Genomic DNA, 19939 nt, shown 5'->3' with positions numbered 1-19939 from the left:
TCTCACCGAGAGCCTCTGCACATTCTTGAAGCTTGCAAATGCTTGTGATAGGCGACCCCAAACCTTTAGGAGATGCCGATGAGCACGGATTATATCGTAAAAGACATTGCGCTGGCAGAGTTTGGCCGCAAAGAGCTGAACATTGCTGAAACCGAAATGCCGGGCCTGATGGCGCTGAGGGCCGAATATGGTGAAAGCAAGCCATTAAGCGGGTCGCGCATCGTCGGCTCTTTGCACATGACCATTCAAACGGCGGTGTTAATCGAAACGCTGGTTGAATTGGGCGCTGATGTGCGCTGGGCCTCTTGCAACATTTTCTCCACCCAGGATCATGCAGCGGCCGCGATCGCAGCCGGGGGCACACCCGTCTTCGCGGTGAAAGGCCAAACGCTGACCGAGCATTGGGATTATCTCGACCGGTCTTTCATGTTTCCAGAGGGCGCGAATATGATCTTGGATGATGGCGGCGATGCCACGCTATACGTCTTACTCGGCGCCCGCGTTGAAGCCGGAGAAACAGACCTGATCGCCGTGCCCACATCAGAAGAAGAAGAAGCGGTTTTTGCACAGATCAAAAAGCGTATGGCCGAAACCCCGGGTTGGTTCACCAAACAACGCGCAATGATCAAAGGCGTATCCGAAGAAACCACAACCGGCGTGCACCGGCTTTATGAATTGGTCAAGCAAGGCCAATTGCCGTTTCCGGCCATCAACGTGAACGATTCGGTCACAAAATCAAAATTCGACAATAAATATGGCTGCAAGGAATCCTTGGTGGATGGGATCCGCCGCGCCACAGATACGATGATGGCGGGCAAGGTCGCCGTTGTGTGTGGATATGGCGATGTTGGAAAAGGCTCAGCCGCCTCATTGGCCGGGGCTGGCGCGCGCGTCAAAGTAACAGAGGTTGATCCGATCTGCGCCTTGCAGGCCGCTATGGATGGGTTCGAAGTGGTTGTTTTGGAAGATGTTGTGAACAGCGCTGATGTGTTTATCACCACCACGGGCAATAAGGACGTGATCCGCATCGAGCATATGCGCGAAATGAAAGATATGGCCATCGTGGGCAATATCGGCCATTTTGACAATGAAATCCAAGTGGCCAATCTGAAAAACCACAAATGGACCAATATCAAAGACCAAGTGGATATGATTGAAATGCCGTCGGGCAGCCGTTTGATTTTACTCTCCGAAGGGCGCTTGTTGAACCTTGGCAATGCGACGGGCCATCCCTCATTCGTGATGTCTGCCTCTTTCACCAACCAAGTATTGGCCCAAATTGAACTTTGGAGCAAAGGCGATAATTATAAGAATGACGTTTATATTCTGCCAAAACATCTGGATGAAAAAGTAGCGCGCCTGCATCTGGAGCGGATCGGCGTGAAACTGACCAGATTGGAAAAAGATCAGGCAGATTATATCGGCGTAACCCCCGAAGGCCCGTTCAAACCAGAACATTACAGATATTAAGCCATCGCTTAAAAATACCGGGTGGCCCGGTTAAGAAAAGCGGCCACCCGAAACAAGCCTGCCACAGCACTTTCTCAAAATTTAAACAAATGCTTTATAGTAAAAGTTTGTGCCAAACGCGCATACCCGCTAGGTTTGTTGCATGTTCGCGTCAGGATGGCCGAACCCGTTTCTGAAACCGAAGGTGCTGTGGGAGCGCATTGGGGTGACAGAGGGTTCCGCCCAACGGCGGAGCCCTATTTTTTCAAAAGCCAGACCAGCCCAACACAGCGTGCTGCGGTTTCAATATTTATCATTTTGCCGGGGTGACACCGCTGATTAACCTGGTGGATTTAAACCAGATATTTCAAGAATAATTCGCCACTCTTCAACGCGCACGGGCTGCACCGATAGCCTTGGATTGCGCACAAGCACCATATCAGCCAGCGCCGGAAGCGCTTTAATCTGATACAATGAAACCACATTGGGCAAACCTTGCAAAGCCTTTATCGTTACGCATTGCCATTTTGGATCATCCGTCGTGGGATCTTGCTGCGCCGCATGGATCACCTCAACCAGCCCGATAATCGATTTTTCTTCTTGGGAATGATAAAAGAATCCGCGATCTCCGATTTGCATTTGGCGCATAAAGTTTCGGGCCTGATAATTGCGCACGCCATCCCAAACTTCGCCGGCCGCGCCCTTTGCAATTTGGTCCTGCCAAGACCATGTGCTGGGCTCAGATTTAAAAAGCCAAAACGCCATGCTCATTCCTGTTTTTGAGGGCGCGACATCAAAAGATCTACCGCCTGTGCGACCTCTATTTTATCCTCGGACAACTGAACCACCACCTGCGTAATCGGCAAATCAATTTGTTGGACTTTGGCCAAAGCCAAGGCGGCCTTTGCGGTGGCCACGCCCTCCACTGTGATCAAAGGGTCAAATTTTTTCTGCTGCCCCAGCGCGTGACCATAGCGATAATTACGCGACTTATCCGACATACAGGTTAAGCTTAAATCGCCCAAACCCGACAAGCTTTCCATAGCGTGATCTCGCGCGCCCAAAGACGCTGCAAACCGTTGCATTTCAACATATCCCCGAGCCATCAGCGCGGCACGAGCGCTGTCCCCCAAACCGGCCCCAATCGTAACCCCGCACGCGATGGCGATCACGTTTTTCAACGCCCCGCCCAGCTCAGCTCCGATCACATCCGTGCTGCGATACAGCCGCAAACTGGGGGTTGAAAGTTGCGCTTGCAGGTACAGGCCCGCAGCAGCATCCGCGCAGGCCAAGCTTAACGCCGTTGGCGAACCTGCAGCCAGATCCGTTGCAAAGCTGGGGCCGGTCAACACCGCAGCCTGCGCATTTGGGGCCTGCGCTTGCAGTAACGCAGAGGCCCCTTTCCCGGTTTCCAGATCGATGCCTTTGCAACAGCTTACCAGATATTTAGGGGAATTCTTTTGGGGCAACGCGGAAAGAAACCCACCAAGCTGCTGCATTGGAACAGCCAGCAGAACAATTTCGGCAGCGGCGCATTTGGCCAAATCAGCGGCAATTCCAAGCGCCTCGGGAAACCCCATATTCGGCAATCGTTTTTGATTGCAGCGCGCGGTTTGCATGTTCCGCAACTGCGCGGCATCTCGCGCCCATAACGTAACCCCGGGCCTGTGCTTGGCCAAGGCGATCGCCAAAGCCGTTCCAAACGCGCCAGCACCCAAAATCGAGACCCTCATGCTTTTGGGCCTTTTTTGCCTGCGCCGATCAAACTTGGTTGCCGGGTGTCCAACGGCCATCTAGGGCGGGCGGATAGGTGCATATCATCGCGCCGTCCAAGGCGGTAGAGCTCTGCGGCTGCATAGGCGATCATCGCCGCGTTATCGGTACATAGCGCTAGAGGCGGCGCCACAAAGCGCACCTGCATCGCCGCAGACACCTGCTGCAAAGCCGCGCAAATCTGCCTATTCGCCGCCACGCCCCCAGCCACAGCCAAGCATGGTTGCGCCGGTGCACAGGCCAAATAGTCTGTCAAAGCGCGTTTGGTTTTTTCCGCCAAAACATCCGCTACCGCGGTTTGAAAGCTGGCGCTTAAATCGCACTGATCCTGTGGGTACAGCCCCCCCTGTTCGGCCAAAAGCGCATCACGGCTGCGCAAAACCGCGGTTTTCAAACCGGAAAAAGACATATCGCACCCCGCCCGATCCAAGAGCGGGCGCGGAAACGCAAAGCGTTTGCAATCGCCAGTCACCGCCGCATTTTCAATGGCAGGGCCACCAGGCTGCCCAAGCCCAATCAAGCGGGCCGTTTTGTCAAACGCCTCACCCGGGGCATCATCAATGCTGCCCCCCAAGCGGTGATACTGGTCCGGACCGGAAACAATCAAAAACTGGCAATGCCCGCCAGACACCAACAGCATCAAATAAGGAAAGGCAATTTGATCCGTCAGCCGTGGGGTGAGCGCGTGCCCCGCCAAATGATTCACCCCAAGCAAAGGCTTATCTGCCCCCAAAGCCAAGCCTTTGGCACACATCACACCCGACAACACCCCCCCGATCAATCCCGGGCCCGCTGTCACTCCAATCGCCGTCACATCTTGTAAATCGCACCCGGCTTCCTCAAGGGCATTTGCGACGCAGAGATCCAGGCGCTCAGCATGCGCGCGGGCCGCGATTTCCGGCACCACGCCGCCAAACGCCTCATGCAAATTTGACTGGCCCATCACGATCGATGATTTGATTTCAACCCGCCCCTCGGGCGGGCAGGAAACCACGGCCGCCGCTGTATCATCGCAGCTGCTTTCAAGCCCTAGGAAAAGTGCCGGCCGAGCCGAGATGTTTTCATCCATTGTCTCAAACATGTTGGGGGGGTAACATTCTAATCCATGACAAACAATATCTTGCCTCAACGCCCAACGCTCCTGCTGACCCGGCCCCAAAAAGACGCGCAGGCCTTTGCGCAAGAGGTTTTATCGCATCAGCCCGCCGCACAGATCTTGATCAGCCCGGTTCTTACCATAACGCCCATCGGCACCCTGCCAGATTTATCCGCCTATGCCGCGGTGGTTTTCACCTCTCGACATGCGGTCGCGTGTTTTGCCCACGCGCCTATCCCCAAGAAAATGACCTGCTTCGCCGTGGGCGAGGCCACCGCGGAGGCGGCAAAAAAATTGGGTTTTTCAGTGATAAACAGCGCAGGAGCGGCGCAAGATCTTATCCTATTGGTGCAAAAGACAGGGGCAGCAGGGCCAGTTATTCACCCGCACGGGCAGCATGCCCGGGGCCAGATTGCTACGACCCTCACCAAAAAAGGCATCCCCTGCGCCGAATGCGTGATTTATGACCAAATTGAAACGCCGCTCAGCATTCAGGCCCGCGCTTTGCTCACCCAGCCGCAAGCGCTGCTGGTGCCAGTGTTTTCGCCGCGCTCAGCGCGGCTTTTGCAGCGCTATGGCCCGCTTCCTAATGGCAGCGAGATCATCGCGATCAGCCAAACCGTAGCGGCGTGTTTTTCTACGCAGCCGCATATCAAAACAACCGTCGCATGTCATCCAAATCGCGGCGCGATGCTTAAGGCTGTTTTACGCCGATTTCAGGATATGATGTTGATTGACCCTACGATTAAAGGCACATAATGGCGCAGAAAAATAAAGGAGCAAAGGCCCTATTCGATGGCAGATAACACCGAAAATGCGGCAAATGAACCTGTGCCTAGCGCAGATCAACCGGATAAAAAGACCGACGACTTCTCCGAAGAATTGCCCCAAGGCCCGGGGTCTGAAGCGCCTCTTAATCCCGCCGCTGCCCCGAAGGCCGATGCCCCCAGACCGACGCCAACCGCGGCTGAGGCAAAGCCCAAAAATCAAGGCTATCCCTCGCGCGTTACAACTGCGATTGCGGGGGCGGCAGGGGCAGCTGCCGTGATCGCTTTGGCGTTTTTATCGGGCGTTTTTATCACCCCATGGACGATGCCACCCAGTGCAGATCAAAAATTTGGGGCAGAGATCGCGGCGCTGCAAAGCGATCTGCGCAGCCTTAACACCGCGACAGGCAGGCTGCGCGCAAATGCAGGTCAAATGGCTCAGCAAATCAAAGATTTGAGCAATAACACTGCAAGAATTACGCTTGAAACGCAAAATCAACAGGCCAACGCAACGCTGCGCGCGCTGCGCGATGACGTACAAAATTTACAGACCGCCTTTGGCGCTTTAAACGCCGTCAACACAACTCCATCTGCTCCGGCAGTGGCGCTGAGTGAGCTTGCAAGCACGCTCGACGCACAGCAAACACGCATCAACGCGCTACAAAAAGCTATTGATGATTTGATCAGCAGAGACAAACACAGCACCGAGCAGGCGCAAAATCAACACCAAAGCCGTGAACTTACGCATTTGCTAGCTGCCCTCGAAGACGCGCTGCGCGACAACCGCCCCTATCGGCAAATCTTAATCAAAATCAGCGCTTTAAGCGATCTGGCGATACCGCCGGCGCTTGAGCTTGGCGCCGATCAAGGCGGGGTAGATTTAGAGCAATTGAAGCAGCAATTTCCGTCAGCGGCGCGGCGGGCCTTGGCCGCCAGCGATCCCGCAGAGCCCGCTAATCTCAGCGCGGCCCGGCTGGGCGCGTTTCTAAAGCGACAATTGAATGCGCGATCGCTGGCTCCACAAACGGGCGCAAGCACGGATGCAATCTTATCGCGCGCAGAAGCGGCTTTGGCCTCGGGCGACCTATCCGCCGCATTGGCAGAGATTGCGGATCTGACGCCCGCACCAGCGGCCCAAATGGCAGCTTGGAAAGCGCTCGCAGAGCAGAAACTGGCGCGCCAGAACGCGCTGCTGTCTTTACGCCGGTTGATTGAAGGGTAAGATAGCCATTATGTTAATTTCACTGACAAAGATTTTATTATTTCTGGTCATTGTGGCGGCCTTAGCGCTTGGGGTTGCGTATCTGATCGATGGGCAGAACCTGATCCTAGGCAATGTGCAAGCCATCGTGGCGGGCACGGAATATACGCTCACACCGCTGCAGGCGGTGCTTGCGCTCTTTTTATTCAGCGTTTTGGTTTGGATTGGGTTGAAAATATTCGGGCTGCTTATCGCCGTTTTGAAATTTATCAATGGCGATGAAACCGCCGTCACGCGCTATTTCTTTCGCAACCGCGAACGCAAAGGCTATCAAGCGCTGTCCGAGGGGTTGCTGGCGCTGGCCTCGGGTGAAGGCACGCTTGCCTTGAGCAAAGCGGTGAAAGCAGAGCGCTACCTGAACCGCCCTGCCTTGACCAACGTGTTGGCCGCTCAGGCCGCAGAATTAACCGGTGATCAACGTAAAGCGGAAGAGATTTACAAGCAGCTCATTCAAGAACCCAGCACCCGCTTTGTTGGTATTCGCGGCATTATGAAACAAAAATTAGCCGATGGAAAAACCGATATCGCGTTGAAACTCGCGGAAAAGGCTTTTGCGCTGAAGCCAAAGCACGTTGAAACGCAAGACACGCTTTTGGCGCTACAAGCCCAATCAAAAGATTGGCAGGGCGCGCGCCATACGCTTGGCGCCAAGCTGAAACATGGCGCTTTGCCGCGCGATGTTCATAAACGCCGGGATGCGGTGCTGGCGCTTTCGCAGGCCAAAGACGTGCTCGGGCAGGGTCAAAGCATTGAGGCCCGCGAAGCCGCGATTGAAGCCAACCGCCTTTCTCCCGATTTGGTTCCCGCCGCGGTGATGGCCGCGCGCAGCTATCTAGACGCGGAAAAGCCCAAATATGCCTTAAGGGTGATCAAGAAAGCCTGGCAAGCCCAACCGCATCCAGATTTGGCGAGTATCTTCGCCGAACTGGCCCCAGAGGAAACACCGCAGCAGCGCCTCAAGCGGTTTTCAGTGCTGGAAAAACTTGCCCCAGCGCATCGCGAAACGCGGCTGGCGCTTGCCGAATTGCACCTATATGCCGAGGATTTTCCAGCAGCAAAACGCGCCGTGGGCACCTTGCTAGAGACCGAAGCTGATGCAAGAGTGCTTACCATTATGGCAGCGATTGAACGCGGTCAGGGCAGCCCAGACAAGGTGATCCGAGGCTGGTTAACCAAAGCCTTGGCCGCGCAGCGCGGCCCGCGCTGGGTCTGCGATAGCTGTCATGGGGTCAACACTGTTTGGTCCGCAACCTGCCAGCATTGCGAAGCCTTTGATACGTTAAGCTGGAGGCCCGCCCCCATAGAGGATCTGAGCACATCAAACGGATTGGATATGGTGCAACTTTTGATGGCTGAGGCAAATCCCGAGACAGCTGAAGGAGGCAAGCCAAATCCAGAGAAAGCGTTAGATGTTGACACTCCAGCCCCTGAAAGCGCGGCAATCGAGCTATCTGAACAAGCCCAAGAAAAGCCTATAAATTGAGCTTTGCCTGATCTGATATATTCCTGTAAACCGCTTTTAGGGCCGGTGTAGCTCAGTTGGTAGAGCACGTCATTCGTAATGATGGGGTCGTAGGTTCAAGTCCTATCACCGGCACCATAATTGAATCTAACGCATCGTAATACCTCACTATTTTGACTTTGACAGTGAGCCGTAGACCATGCTGGTAACCAAATCTAATAGCTACACGTTCCAAAAAGACGGCGTTTGGTATTTCTCCCGTAGAGTTCCCGCAGACTTACGACGGCATTACAGAACGGGTAGGATCGCCTACTCGTTAAGAACCAATTCCATCAAGGATGCTCGTGTTCGGGCTATGAGCGATGCCGCTAAATTGGATCGACATTGGCATATCCTGAGAATCTCTTCGGATGATCTACCAGGGAAGCATCTTCTCGCTGATGCTGTTAAGGCAGATGTCATTTATACACCGAAAGATGACCGCCAGCATTATAAAACCAACCGGATTTCCTTTTGGCTTGGAACACAATCCGCACGTGAGGCCATTGCTCTGGCTCGGACTGCTAGTACAAAGCTTGAATCCTAACGGCATTCTCTTAGGCTCGCTTACGCAGAAATGCACGCTCAGCACTTAATGTCTTTTAGAGGTAAGAATAGCGGTAAACACCCCGCAATAGCGGAGCCCATAGATTTGAGCCTGACTGAAATTTGTGAGATGAACCTGCGCCTCAAAGGGGTCAAACAAGACCAAGACATTCCACAATGTTGTATAGCGGCCGTCAGGCTATGCCGTGAGAGTAACCACGAATAAACCTTAAGGCACTCTTTTGCAAAGATGCAGCAACTGTGAACCACAGCCTTAGCGTTACAAAGATACATCTCGCAGGGCAGACGCTCGAAGATCATCGTATGGCTCGCGGCAAAAGCTAACTTTAAGCAACTGCGAGCCTGATCTGCGGATGGACTTTCGATCAGGTCAAGATCGCTCATGACAGCTAGTAAAGGCATTATATTTTACCAAGGCGCTCCTACGGGCTGCATTGATGGCTTAACTGACTGATACCATATCTTCGATAGACAGAAGCGTTTTTGCAAGCGCTGAAGAAATCTCATCATTCTGATACAACTGGGTCGCCACAAACTTATCAATTTCCATGCCGCTATCCGTTTTCGCCAATTCAAGTTTATCCTGAGCCAATTCATCATTGTTTAAATGGCTGTAACAAGCGGCTGCGTAAAACAGGCTGGTTCTGGTTTCAATTTGCATATGTTTAAAAGATTCCAACGCTCCTGAATAATCCTGCAGCAAATAATTGCATACGCCCTGCGTCTCGAACATCAAATCAGATCCGAACGGATTAATGCGGAGTGCCTTATTGATCTGCTCCATAGCCTCTTTAGGTTGGCCCAGATAGGATAGGAGAACAGAGTAACGCGCCAAATGAAAAGTATCACTTGGGCAAATTTCGATAGCTTTTTTATGATGAAAAATAGCCTTTTCCATATCGCCTTCAAACATCAGTTTAATGGCGCCTAAAATCCGATGCGCTTCGGGGTCGTCCGGATCGATTTCCATCGCCCGGTTCACCGATGCAAACGCATCTTCCATCCAATTTGGCGGCATGTCATCGGGAAACCACTCGGAATTATTTGCGAGCGAGCATGTTTTCCATGCATATGCCCGCGCATAATTTGGATCAACCTCGGTGGCTTGGGTGAATAAGCTTAGCGCCTTTTTATTATTTTCAGCCGAAATTGAACTTTTGCGATGAAACTCTAAACCCTGCAAAACCAAATCATACGCTTCCATGACATCCGGCTTTTTATTCGCAAGCTTTTTGACCTGATCGCTTTCTACTTTCCCTACCAGCTTAGCAACAATGGTTGCGACGATCTCATCTTGTACATCAAAAATATCGTCCAGCGTGGTATCAAAATTCTGGCTCCAAAGCCCCGTTTCATCCTCTGCAGACAGCAAAGAAACGCTGATCCGCATTTTTTGCCCCATCTTTCTGACCTTGCCTTCCACCAAATAACGCACGCCCAACTCGGTGCCAATTTCGGTCAGAGATTTATCTTTGACCGAGTAAGAAAAACTGGCATTGCTGGCGATGACAAGCAGGCTTTTATAGCGGGACAAAGCCGAAATTAAATCTTCGCTAAACCCTTCGCAAAAATAGCCCTGCTCTTCATCATTGCTAAGATTTTTAAACAACATCACCGCCACAGAGCCCGCTCCAGCCTGCGAAACGGCAACTTTGGGCTCTGAATCTGCACTCAGCAACCCGCGCGTTGCGCCTTTGCATTTCAGAACGTTATAAGCGCGCACGGGCCGAGTGATATTTTTTAAAGTCAACTCACCGGCATCTTCATATGAAACTTTGACCTTCATTTGCACAAGTTCAAAAATGCTCTCTGAAATGCATAAACCATCCGCAATCGCCTGCGCTTCTAGCCGCGCCGCCACGTTGACGGCATCTCCAAACAAATCGCCATCTGATATAAGAACTTCGCCCATATTCAGGCCTATCCGAAAGCTCATTTTATCTGCATCATCTGACTGACCATTAAGCGCCACGGATTTATTCTGGATTTGAACGCCGCACTCTACCGCATCAACCGGGCTTGGAAATTCTGCGAGCACGCTGTCGCCCGCTGTATTAAAAATGCGGCCGCCTTTTTGTTCAATTAAGCCGTCAATTATTTTACGTCGGGCTTGCAAGTTCATCAATGTGCGATCTTCGTCGAGCGACATCATTTTGCTAAATCCAACAACATCCAATGCGAGTATAGTTGTAAATTTGCGTTTCATAGTAGCACTCCCGTTTTCCGCCGACCCTATTGAGCGGTATGATTTACCTAAAAGCAAGGCTGTTTAGGCGAACACGTTTTGAATTACCTTGCGTCACAGCGCGCGTAATTTCCCTGCTCTGTATTCAATCAACATATTTAAATGACATTTTTAAATTGAGGCACATGCCCCAAGAAGCCACGCGTAGTGCCTTGAAAGATCAGCATAGAGCGTCAAGCACCCGATACGGCCCACTCATTGCCTTACCTTCGATTGCACGAGTCTTTTATTTTTCAGGTGATTAAATCAATATCGCCGCGAAATATTTTTAAGCTAGAAGCCATGCCATGCTGGTTAAGCAGCACAAAATATCAAGAGCGGAACGCCGCGTTATCGAATTTCATCGCGCTAGCTTTGGCTTTGGCTTTGGCTTTGGCTTTGGCTTTGGCTTTGGCTTTGGCCGATTACAGAGTCACACCCCCGATTAAAACCCCAAAGAGGCAGAATACGGCGATTGCAACCCACCGCCGTCGGCGCAACGCGCGCGAGTGTTACGCAACCGCAAAGCAGGTTTTGCGAAATCATGCTTGAAAAGGGGGGGGGGCAGAAAAGCCGCGGCGAAATAGCCTAATTTGGGCTTTTTTCGAAAAAGTCCGGCCACAAGAACGATAGATACTGTTGAAAAACCTGGCCCGCCACGAGGGCGGGCCAAAGTCTAGTTTCTTAAGCGCTGCGATACAATTTGGTCATCGAGAATTCACGATGTCCAAGCGCCTCTGCTGCCGTATTGCGCCCATTGGCGGTGCGGCGGATCATTTCGATCAGCGCATCACCCGCTTGATCAATCGTCATATCGCGGCGCAAAATACCCGATACATCCACATCCACATGCTCGCTCATCGTACGAATTGTGCGCGGGTTGGCGGTAATTTTGATCACTGGAACAATCGGGTTCCCGATCACATTGCCCTGACCCGTTGGGAATGTATGCAACACATAGCCACCGGCGGCCATCAAGGTCACGCATTCAGCCGCGGCTGAAGAGCTGTCCATGAAATAGAGACCCTTGCCAGCTTTTGGCGCTTCGGCGGGTTCCAAAATATCAATGAATTTTGAAGTCCGGCCGATTTTCTCTAGATTGCCCAGCGCTTTTTCTTCGATGGTGGTTAAGCCGCCCTCAATATTGCCTTTGGTCGGCTGGCTGTCTGAAAGATCATCGGTTTGATGCGCAAAAATCACATCATCCTGATAGGCTTTCCACATTTTATACCAACGTTCGCCAACCTCTTCATTCACGGCGCGTTTTTGGCAAATATGTTCGGCACCAGTGATTTCTGACGTTTCGCCAAAGCACCCGTAAATGCCTTCTGGCAACAATTTATCGTACATATTCCCAACGGTTGGGCATGATCCCAAACCAGTGGTGGTGTCAGATTCGCCGCATTTGGTTGAAATCCACAGATCCGCGATCGAGCATTCTTCACGCTGCAATTCAGAAGCGAAATGCACCATGTCTTTCGCGGCGCGCGAGGCATCCATGATGGTTTTCAAATCGCCATTTTGCTCAATTGAGAATCCGACAACCGGTTTGCCAGTTGCGGCAATGCCATCCACAACGCGCTTGGTCCAACCCGGCTCAATACCGATAACAACAACAGCGGCCACATTCGGGTTGGCGCCCGTGCCGATGATAGTGCGGAAATGCAATTCAAGATCTTCACCAAATTGCAACCGGCCATAGGCATGTGGGATGGCCAAAGTGCCTTTGATGTTATTCGCAACGGCTTCACATGCCGCATTTGAAATATCATCCAGTGGCAAAATCAACACGTGGTTTCGCACGCCAACACGCCCGTTTTCGCGGCGATACCCTTGGATGGTGATGTTTGAAAGTTCGCTCATGATAGGGGCTCCTTACCAGCGTTTCGTTTTACAATTATGCGTATGCAGATGATGGCCTTTTTTAACATCATCGGTCATCACGCCTATATCTTCGCCATATTTGAAGACAGTATCGCCTTTGGTCATATCTTGCAGGGCAATTTTATGGCCAATCGGGGCCGCTTGCTCTGAGGCCAACCGAAAGGTTGAGTTGTCATGCGTAACACAGACCAACATATCGGTGCCGGCTTCCAAACCTTCAACAACAACGACCCCGACGCTATCGCCTTGCTCGTGAACCAAAAGATGGGGGATTTCTGACATTGTGGTTTCCTTTTATCAGGGTTTCAAAACTATTTTCGGGGCCTTTATGGCACCTTTGCGGATATCGTGAAAAGCTTGTTCACCCGCAGAAAGCGCGCAGGTTTCAAACCAATCTAACGGGCCCAACTGGCCTGCAAACATGGCTGCAGCAGTGGCTCTGAAATCCGCCGCCGTATAGGTATATGTTCCGATGAATGAGAGCTCTTGCAAGGTGGCGCGCCGGATATCCAAGCCACCTTCGCTGGATCCAAGCCCGATATGCATAATCACCCCGCCAGGGCGTACCACTTGCGAAGCGCTTGCGCGGGTTTGGGTAAAGCCGACACCGTCAATCACCAGCTCAAACGGCTCTGTTTCTGCCAATCCGTCAGGGTGCAGCACGGTGACCGGCAGCATCTCGGCCAAATACGTGCGACGCAGGTCATTGGGTTCCACCAGAGTAACATTTGAAATGCCTTGCGCTTGCAAACACAGCGCAGACCCTACGCCAATTGCACCGCCCCCAAGCACAAGCGCGCGAGCCTGCTCTGGCGCCGTATGCAAGGCTTTACGGGCCAATCGAACGGCGTGCCAGCCACAGGCGATTGGCTCGGCAAGGCTGGCCGCCAACAGCGAAAACCCATCCGGCACGGTGACCAAATTTTCCAACGGCATTGAAATATACTCGGCAAACCCGCCCTGCCGCGGTGGCATGGAAATGATCTGGCGATCCGGACACAGATTATCGCGGCCCTCTAGGCAGGCGCGGCACGTCCCACAAGAGACCAACGGGTTCACCGTGACGCGGCGCCCTGCCTCGGGCCCTTGGGCGATCGTACCAGCCACTTCATGCCCCAAAATGAGCGGCGCCGGGCGCCGTTCATCATGGCCCAAAAACGCATGCATATCCGAGCCACAAATACCAACGCCTGCAACTTTAATCAAAACCTCTCCGCGTTCGGGCTGCGGATCCGGCATATCCTGGAACGACAAAACCTCTGGGCCCATATAGACAAGTGCCTTCATGATGTAATCCTCCCATTGGCCGCGTTGTTGCACGCTTTTGCCTTTTAGCGCCGCGACTTATCCGCTGGCTTAAACTTTTCAGATCTAAGCCTTTCATTGACGAAGAGCGCAATAAAGCGCAGCGGCAACGACTCACTCAATCTTGATTTGCCCCGTATGTAAGCGCTTACATTTTGGTTTACAATCCTTAATTTGGAATTTATCACGGAAATAAGAAAATTCGTTAAGATGAGACAAATCCGTCAACAAGGCGCGTTTCGATGAGCCTGTTCAACAAAATGCCCAACGCTTAGAAAGACAGGCTTGTGTCGCACACCCCTCTTCCCACCCTTCAAGACGTTGCAGATTTGGCTGCCGTTTCAACGGCCACCGTCTCGCGCTGTTTGAACAAGTCCGGGCATGTCACGGAAAAGACCCGTCTGAAAGTGCAGCAGGCTATACAAACGCTTGGCTATTCGCCCAATTTTGGCGCGCAGGCCTTGGCCGCCAAACGTACCAATACCATTGGGGCAATCATTCCCACGATGGAAAACGCGATTTTTGCCCGAGGCATGCAGGCTTTTCAAGAAACTTTGGCCGAAAATGGCATCACGCTGATTATCGCCAGCTGCTCGTATCGCCCTGAGTTAGAGGAAGAGCAAATCCGATCTCTCGTGGCGCGCGGAGCCGATGCTTTATTATTGATTGGCCAGTCGCGGCCCGATGCAACCTATCAATTCTTAGCGCGCCGCAATATTCCCTATGTTTTGGCATGGGCTCATAAAAAAGACAGCGAGCATTGCTATATCGGCTTTGACAACCAGGCCGCCGCGCAAACAATCACGCGTCAAGTCTTAGAGCTTGGGCATCGCAACTTGGGGGTTATCGTCGGTTTGACGCAAAATAATGACCGCGCGCGCGATCGCATCACCGGCATTGAGCACGCCATCGCAGATCATGGCGCCAAAACTGCCCCGCTGCAGGTGATTGAGGCAGAATATACCTTTCAAGAAGGGGCAAAAGCCTTAGACCAATTGCTGGCCAACCCCACCCCCCCAACTGCGGTTATTTGCGGAAATGATGTTTTGGCGGTGGGCGCGGTAAAACGCGCCAAACAATTAGGGCTCGCGGTTCCAGAGGATTTATCCATTACGGGGTTTGCCGATATTGAAGTGTCTGAACTGATTGATCCTGAACTGACAACCGTGCATGTGCCGCACCGCGAAATGGGCATTGCCGCCGCAAAATCGCTAATTGCCATGCTGAAAACCCAAACCCCCGTGGAAAGCCATTTGCTGGAAACCCGGATCGTCAACCGGCAATCTCTTGGCCCGGTAAAACCGCATTAGCCCCCAGAAATTGAGCATTGAAGGCCAAAGAATCCCACCGCGCACGCCCTCTTCTATGGCCATCACCGCAGCGCCCGGGTAAGGTTTGAGGATGCAGATCTTTAATGCCATTCTCACCGATCGCGGATCAAAATATTCCGTATCCGGCGCGCCGGTTAAAACTAAGCAAGAGGCCCTTTTGATAATCAAAGCGCTGAAAAAAAATAAAAAATACGCCAAAGCCAGCCATAACAGTTGGGCCGCAGTGCTGCGCGAGGATGGGCCGATAAAGCATGATGATGGGGAAGCCGGCGCGGGCATGGTGATCTTGCGCATGCTTGAGCGCGCTGAACTGGTTGATCATGTCATTGTGGTCACGCGCTGGTTTGGGGGCACGCCTTTGGGCGGCGATCGCTTCCGCCGCATACAAGATTGCGTAACCCATTATCTTGACCACCGCAGCACAACCTGAAGATATCTAGTTCCGTGAAAAACAAAACTGACCGCTGCAGCGCTGCGCGGCCCGACAATCTGCTCTGCCTCGCCTGTGAGCATTTAAATTGCGAACATCCCCTTATATCAGATGACGCGCCCGCTGTTTGTTACGAACAGCTTTTTTAAAACAACGCGGCCGCCGCGCATTCTAAATCAACGTGCAAATCAACAAGGGCTAGGGTAAACACGGAAAATGCGACTTTATTTGGACACGGCAAACACGCAAGATTGGGCTCAGCTCCTGCCCCTTGGGGTGTTTTACGGCATCACAACCAACCCCCTCTTGGCGCAACGTGCAGGGCTAGATTATGCACAGTCAGATTGGCGCGGGTTGCTCGCGCATGCCAAGGCGTTGGGCGCGCAAGAATTACATCTGCAAGCGTTTGGAGATCCCAGCACCTATGTAAAATGGGCCACAGAAATTTACAAAATCGCCCATCAAGAAGAGATCACCGCCGTGATCAAAATTCCACTTGTGCGGCCCGCGATTGCGCAGGTGCCCAATCTCAAAGCCTTAGGTGGGAAAATCCTGATGACCGCCTGCTATGATGCGGTTCAATGCCTCACCGCAATCGCGCTTGAGGCAGATTATCTGGCCCCTTATCTTGGACGCATGCAAGCCAAAGGCATCGATGCCTTGGCGCATCTTAACGCAATGAACATGATCAGTCAGGGCAGCGGCTGTGAGGTGCTCGCGGCCTCGATCAAATCGCTGGAAACGCTGCGCCAGGTTGCGCAGGCCGGTACCCCCTGCGCAACGTTATCTCCCGATTTGGCCCGCGCGCTGTTCGACAATATAAACTCAACCGAGGCGCATCACGCCTTCGAGGCCGCCTGCCAATCCAACAAATAAAAGCCCATAGCCTTTTCCATTGACCAGGATCGCCCTCTAATATCTTGCAACCGCAATCATCTACGCTGCACATTCTTTGCGCAACTAAGCTAGGTTTCACACTGTTCAAAACGGGCTGAGATGCCAGCATAAAACTATTTCAAAGGTGAAATTTATCGCAAGCTCATACCGAACCATAAATCGCATTTGCCAAAAATAATTCACAGATGTCAGGTTCATGTCAGGTTAACACGAAATACTCCGCGCGTTCGGGCAACGAGGCCCAAAAGGACATGGGAGGAAATATCAATGACTATTAAACTGGGCCGCCGGGCCCTGATCGCAGCGGCGTCAGCCGCTTTATTGGCTGGCCCTGTAACGGCAGGCGGGCATCAAGTTGTAGACAGCATTCACTTTTTGATACCGGGTGGTGCAGGTGGCGGCTGGGATGGTACAGCACGCGGCACAGGCGAAGCACTGACCAATGCCGGCCTTGTTGGCTCTGCATCATTTGAAAATATGTCAGGCGGCGGTGGCGGAAAAGCCATTGGTTATCTGATTGAGAATGCCGATTCAAACCACGGCACCTTGATGGTCAATTCGACACCAATCGTGATCCGTTCTTTGACGGGCGTTTTCCCGCATAACTTCCGTGATCTGACATTGGTCGCAGGCACAATTGGCGATTATGCAGCAATGGTTGTGGGCAAAGACAGCCCGCTGAACAATATGAATGACCTGCTGGCCGCATACAAAGCGAACCCGCGCGATACAGCCATCGGGGGCGGCTCTGTGCCTGGCGGTATGGACCACCTTGTTGCGGCGATGGTCATGCAAGCGGCCGGCGAAGATCCAACAGCTGTGAAATATATTCCATATGATGCAGGCGGTGATGCGATGGCGGCGTTGCTGTCAGGGGAAATTAACGCTTTGTCGACTGGATTTTCTGAAGCCGTTGCCTTGGCCGAAGCTGGCGAAGTTAAAATTCTTGGTGTGACATCTGATGCGCGCGTGGATGCTTATGCAGACGCACCAACTATGAAAGAGCAGGGCATTGATACAGCCTTTGTCAATTGGCGGGGATTCTTCGCGGCCCCTGGTTTGCCAGCAGATAAGCTTGCAGCCTATCAGGATGCGCTGAGTAAAATGTATGACACGCCCGAATGGGAAGCCGTGCGTGCGCGCAACGGTTGGGTCAACATTCACAACAATGGCGATGACTTCCGCAGCTTTTTGGAAGGTCAGGAAACCGCCATTGGTGATCTGATGCGCAAACTGGGCTTCCTGTAGGTCAGGTTTTAATACTGTAATTGGCCCCTTCACCGGGGCCAATTTTTTTTCTTGTTACATTCAATATAAAACGAGGGAAGCTGATGGCTTTAGATCGCTGGATCGCCTTAGTAATTTTGGGAGTTGCTTTGGCCTATGGCTATGCGGCATTTTTCTTGATGGACCACCTCTTGCCGCCATTCATGCAGCGCAACCCAGTCTGGCCGTCAACTTTTCCGAAAATCCTATCGGTTCTGGCAATATTGGTTGCTATGAGTATTTTGCTGGGTGTGGAAAAGCCCGCTAAAGAAGAGACAAAACTCGATATCGATTACCGACGATTACAAGATTACAATTCAGGACAGGCTATTTTACTGCTGGTGATGATGGTGCTTTATGCCTTCACGCTGCGCCCTTTGGGATTCTTTATATCAACAATTGGGTTTTTAAGCCTGTCTTCAATCATACTTGGCGAACGCGGTTTTATAAAATTACTTGTGATCACGGGCAGCGCCACATTTGTCATTTGGTACTTGGTCGAGCAAGTATTGGGCATATTCTTGCGGCCACTGCCCGCATTTTTAATGGGACTTTAACATGTTAGAAGGTTTATTAATCGGTTTAGAAACCGCTTTTTCAATCCAAAATCTTTTAATGGTGATTGGCGGCTGTCTGATAGGCACCTTTATCGGTATGCTGCCAGGGTTAGGACCGATGTCGATCATTGCAATCATGATCCCTGTTGCCGTTACTTTAGGCGATCCCTCCGCCGCCCTGATTTTGCTGGCAGGGGTGTATTACGGCGCAATTTTCGGAGGCTCAACTTCATCGATTCTGCTGAATGCTCCTGGCGTTGCTGGCACCGTCGCCACCAGTTTTGACGGCTATCCTATGGCCCGGGCCGGTATGGCGGGTAAAGCGTTGACAATTGCAGCCATTGCTTCTTTTGCCGGCGGCACGCTCGGCGCCATTTTACTTATGATTTTCGCGCCAGCCCTTTCCTCAGTGGCCTTATTGTTTCACTCTGCTGAATATTTTGCGCTGATGGTGGTTGGCCTGGGGGCGATTGCCGCTTTTGCAGGGTCCGGACAAGTGTCAAAGGCGCTTTTAATGACCATATTGGGGCTCATCATGTCGACCGTGGGCGAAGGGGCGCTGTTCAACATGCCGCGCTTCACGATGGGGCTGATGGATTTACAATCGGGCTTCAGCTTCATCACGCTTGCAATGGCTATTTTTGCCCTGCCAGAAGCTTTGTTTCTGGTCATGAATCCCAGCCGCGCAGCGCAAGGCGACAGCGCCAAAATTGAAAATCTGCGCATCAATAAAGCCGAAGCCCGCGCCATTGCCCCTGTGATCGGCCGGCAATCCTTACAAGGCTTTTTCATCGGCGTTCTGCCTGGCGCAGGGGCAACAATTGCCTCGTTTCTGGGTTATTCGGTCGAGCGCAATTTGGCCTCTGAAACAGAGCGCCGCGAGTTTGGTCAAGGTTCTATTAAGGGGCTGGCAGCGCCTGAAGCGGCGAATAATGCCGCCTGCACCGGCTCTTTTGTGCCACTTTTAACGCTTGGCATTCCCGGTTCGGGCACAACCGCAATCCTGCTTGGGGCCCTTTTGGCTTTGAACGTTAATCCCGGCCCGCGCCTGATGACGGATGAACCGCAAATTTTCTGGGCGGTGATCATTTCTATGTATATTGGCAATCTGGTGCTGCTCGTGTTGAATCTGCCACTCATTCCCTATATCGCCAAGGTCCTTGCGATACCGCGCAATTATCTGATCCCGTTTATTTTGTTTTTTACCCTGATGGGCAGTTATATTGGGCAGAATAACGCAACTGAACTGTTAATCCTTGTCGGGTTTGGACTTTGCGCCACGGTTCTGCGATTTGCCAATTATCCGCTGGCGCCTTTGCTGATCGGGTTCATTCTCGGCCGGATGCTGGAAGATAATTTCAGCAGATCTATGCAGCTGTATGACGGGATGGCTTTTGTTTTGGAGCGCCCAATGACGCTGGGATTGTTGGTCTTGGCGGCGATTTTGATTATTGTCCCTAGCTATCGAGCGCGGCGCGCTCGCATTGCAAAAGCAGGCATTGCGGATGGAGATTGAGCGCAAGGGCTAATTTCACTCATCTCGCATATCAAGCGCGGATGCTTTCTTTAACCACGCAGCGCGCATATTTTGCCAGCTTATTTGATTTTGACAAATGCTCACAGCTGTTTAA

General features: G+C 52.2%; 18 protein-coding genes and 1 tRNA gene. 12 read left to right on the top strand and 7 right to left on the bottom strand.

Annotation, left to right across the window (positions count from 1 at the left end):
- Nucleotides 1-78: 78 nt before the first annotated feature.
- On the top strand, nucleotides 79-1470 hold the full coding sequence (gene ahcY, locus UM181_06905) for an adenosylhomocysteinase (GenBank protein ID WQC64327.1): 1392 nt from the start codon (nucleotides 79-81) through the stop codon (nucleotides 1468-1470).
- A gap of 318 nt (nucleotides 1471-1788) precedes the next feature.
- Here ahcY and UM181_06900 read toward each other — a convergent pair whose 3' ends face one another.
- Genes UM181_06900 through tsaD form a run of 3 tightly spaced genes read right to left on the bottom strand, consistent with a single transcriptional unit; the run spans nucleotide 1789 to nucleotide 4303 of the window.
- On the bottom strand, nucleotides 1789-2214 hold the full coding sequence (locus UM181_06900) for an EVE domain-containing protein (GenBank protein ID WQC64326.1): 426 nt from the start codon (nucleotides 2212-2214) through the stop codon (nucleotides 1789-1791).
- 2 nt (nucleotides 2215-2216) lie between these two features.
- Complete coding sequence (locus UM181_06895) at nucleotides 2217-3182, bottom strand: NAD(P)H-dependent glycerol-3-phosphate dehydrogenase (GenBank protein ID WQC64325.1); 966 nt, start codon at nucleotides 3180-3182, stop codon at nucleotides 2217-2219.
- Nucleotides 3179-4303, bottom strand: coding sequence for a tRNA (adenosine(37)-N6)-threonylcarbamoyltransferase complex transferase subunit TsaD (tsaD, locus tag UM181_06890; GenBank protein ID WQC64324.1), 1125 nt, complete (start codon nucleotides 4301-4303; stop codon nucleotides 3179-3181). Before tsaD ends, UM181_06895 begins: the two co-directional genes overlap by 4 nt.
- 24 nt (nucleotides 4304-4327) lie before the next feature.
- Between tsaD and UM181_06885 the strand changes: the two genes are divergently transcribed.
- The 4 genes from UM181_06885 to UM181_06870 all read left to right on the top strand — a co-directional run bounded on the left by UM181_06885 (nucleotide 4328) and on the right by UM181_06870 (nucleotide 7946).
- Complete coding sequence (locus UM181_06885) at nucleotides 4328-5077, top strand: uroporphyrinogen-III synthase (protein WQC64323.1); 750 nt, start codon at nucleotides 4328-4330, stop codon at nucleotides 5075-5077.
- Nucleotides 5078-5113: 36 nt separating this feature from the next.
- Nucleotides 5114-6307, top strand: coding sequence for a hypothetical protein (locus tag UM181_06880; GenBank protein ID WQC64322.1), 1194 nt, complete (start codon nucleotides 5114-5116; stop codon nucleotides 6305-6307).
- Nucleotides 6308-6317: 10 nt separating this feature from the next.
- Complete coding sequence (locus tag UM181_06875; protein ID WQC64321.1) at nucleotides 6318-7829, top strand: heme biosynthesis HemY N-terminal domain-containing protein; 1512 nt, start codon at nucleotides 6318-6320, stop codon at nucleotides 7827-7829.
- Between the two features lie 41 nt (nucleotides 7830-7870).
- Nucleotides 7871-7946 (top strand) — tRNA-Thr (locus UM181_06870).
- Nucleotides 7947-8856: 910 nt separating this feature from the next.
- Here UM181_06870 and UM181_06865 read toward each other — a convergent pair.
- Complete coding sequence (locus UM181_06865) at nucleotides 8857-10620, bottom strand: adenylate/guanylate cyclase domain-containing protein (GenBank protein WQC64320.1); 1764 nt, start codon at nucleotides 10618-10620, stop codon at nucleotides 8857-8859.
- A 321-nt stretch (nucleotides 10621-10941) separates the two neighbouring features.
- Here UM181_06865 and UM181_06860 point away from each other — a divergent pair, with 321 nt between their 5' ends.
- Entirely contained in the window at nucleotides 10942-11190 is a 249-nt protein-coding gene (locus tag UM181_06860; GenBank protein WQC64319.1) for a hypothetical protein, read from the top strand.
- A gap of 132 nt (nucleotides 11191-11322) precedes the next feature.
- On the opposite strand, the gene UM181_06855 is transcribed toward UM181_06860, so the two are convergent.
- The 3 genes from UM181_06855 to UM181_06845 are packed head-to-tail and all read right to left on the bottom strand — an operon-like array spanning nucleotide 11323 to nucleotide 13809.
- Nucleotides 11323-12504, bottom strand: coding sequence for a UxaA family hydrolase (locus UM181_06855; GenBank protein WQC64714.1), 1182 nt, complete (start codon nucleotides 12502-12504; stop codon nucleotides 11323-11325).
- A 9-nt stretch (nucleotides 12505-12513) separates the two neighbouring features.
- Nucleotides 12514-12804, bottom strand: coding sequence for a UxaA family hydrolase (locus tag UM181_06850; GenBank protein ID WQC64318.1), 291 nt, complete (start codon nucleotides 12802-12804; stop codon nucleotides 12514-12516).
- 15 nt (nucleotides 12805-12819) lie between these two features.
- Nucleotides 12820-13809: an alcohol dehydrogenase catalytic domain-containing protein gene (locus UM181_06845; GenBank protein WQC64713.1), complete on the bottom strand. Its 990-nt coding sequence runs from the start codon at nucleotides 13807-13809 to the stop codon at nucleotides 12820-12822.
- 305 nt (nucleotides 13810-14114) lie between these two features.
- Here UM181_06845 and UM181_06840 point away from each other — a divergent pair, with 305 nt between their 5' ends.
- From UM181_06840 to UM181_06815, 6 genes are all read left to right on the top strand, one after another.
- Nucleotides 14115-15137, top strand: a complete 1023-nt coding sequence (locus UM181_06840; GenBank protein ID WQC64317.1) for a LacI family DNA-binding transcriptional regulator — start codon at nucleotides 14115-14117, stop codon at nucleotides 15135-15137.
- Between the two features lie 91 nt (nucleotides 15138-15228).
- Nucleotides 15229-15588, top strand: a complete 360-nt coding sequence (locus UM181_06835; protein ID WQC64316.1) for a YigZ family protein — start codon at nucleotides 15229-15231, stop codon at nucleotides 15586-15588.
- Between the two features lie 216 nt (nucleotides 15589-15804).
- Nucleotides 15805-16464 (top strand): transaldolase family protein, encoded by a 660-nt coding sequence (locus tag UM181_06830; GenBank protein ID WQC64315.1) that lies wholly within the window; start codon nucleotides 15805-15807, stop codon nucleotides 16462-16464.
- A 288-nt stretch (nucleotides 16465-16752) separates the two neighbouring features.
- The gene (locus tag UM181_06825) at nucleotides 16753-17733 is read left to right on the top strand and encodes a tripartite tricarboxylate transporter substrate-binding protein (GenBank protein WQC64314.1); all 981 of its coding nucleotides are present in this window, start codon (nucleotides 16753-16755) and stop codon (nucleotides 17731-17733) included.
- 83 nt (nucleotides 17734-17816) lie between these two features.
- Nucleotides 17817-18308: a tripartite tricarboxylate transporter TctB family protein gene (locus UM181_06820; protein WQC64313.1), complete on the top strand. Its 492-nt coding sequence runs from the start codon at nucleotides 17817-17819 to the stop codon at nucleotides 18306-18308.
- Between the two features lies 1 nt (nucleotide 18309).
- Nucleotides 18310-19824, top strand: a complete 1515-nt coding sequence (locus UM181_06815) for a tripartite tricarboxylate transporter permease (GenBank protein ID WQC64312.1) — start codon at nucleotides 18310-18312, stop codon at nucleotides 19822-19824.
- Nucleotides 19825-19939: the final 115 nt, after the last annotated feature.

The sequence above is a fragment of the Alphaproteobacteria bacterium US3C007 genome (assembly GCA_034423775.1).
Taxonomy (GTDB): Bacteria; Pseudomonadota; Alphaproteobacteria; order Rhodobacterales; family Rhodobacteraceae; genus Thalassovivens; species Thalassovivens spotae.
This window is presented reverse-complemented; position numbering and strand designations above follow the sequence as displayed.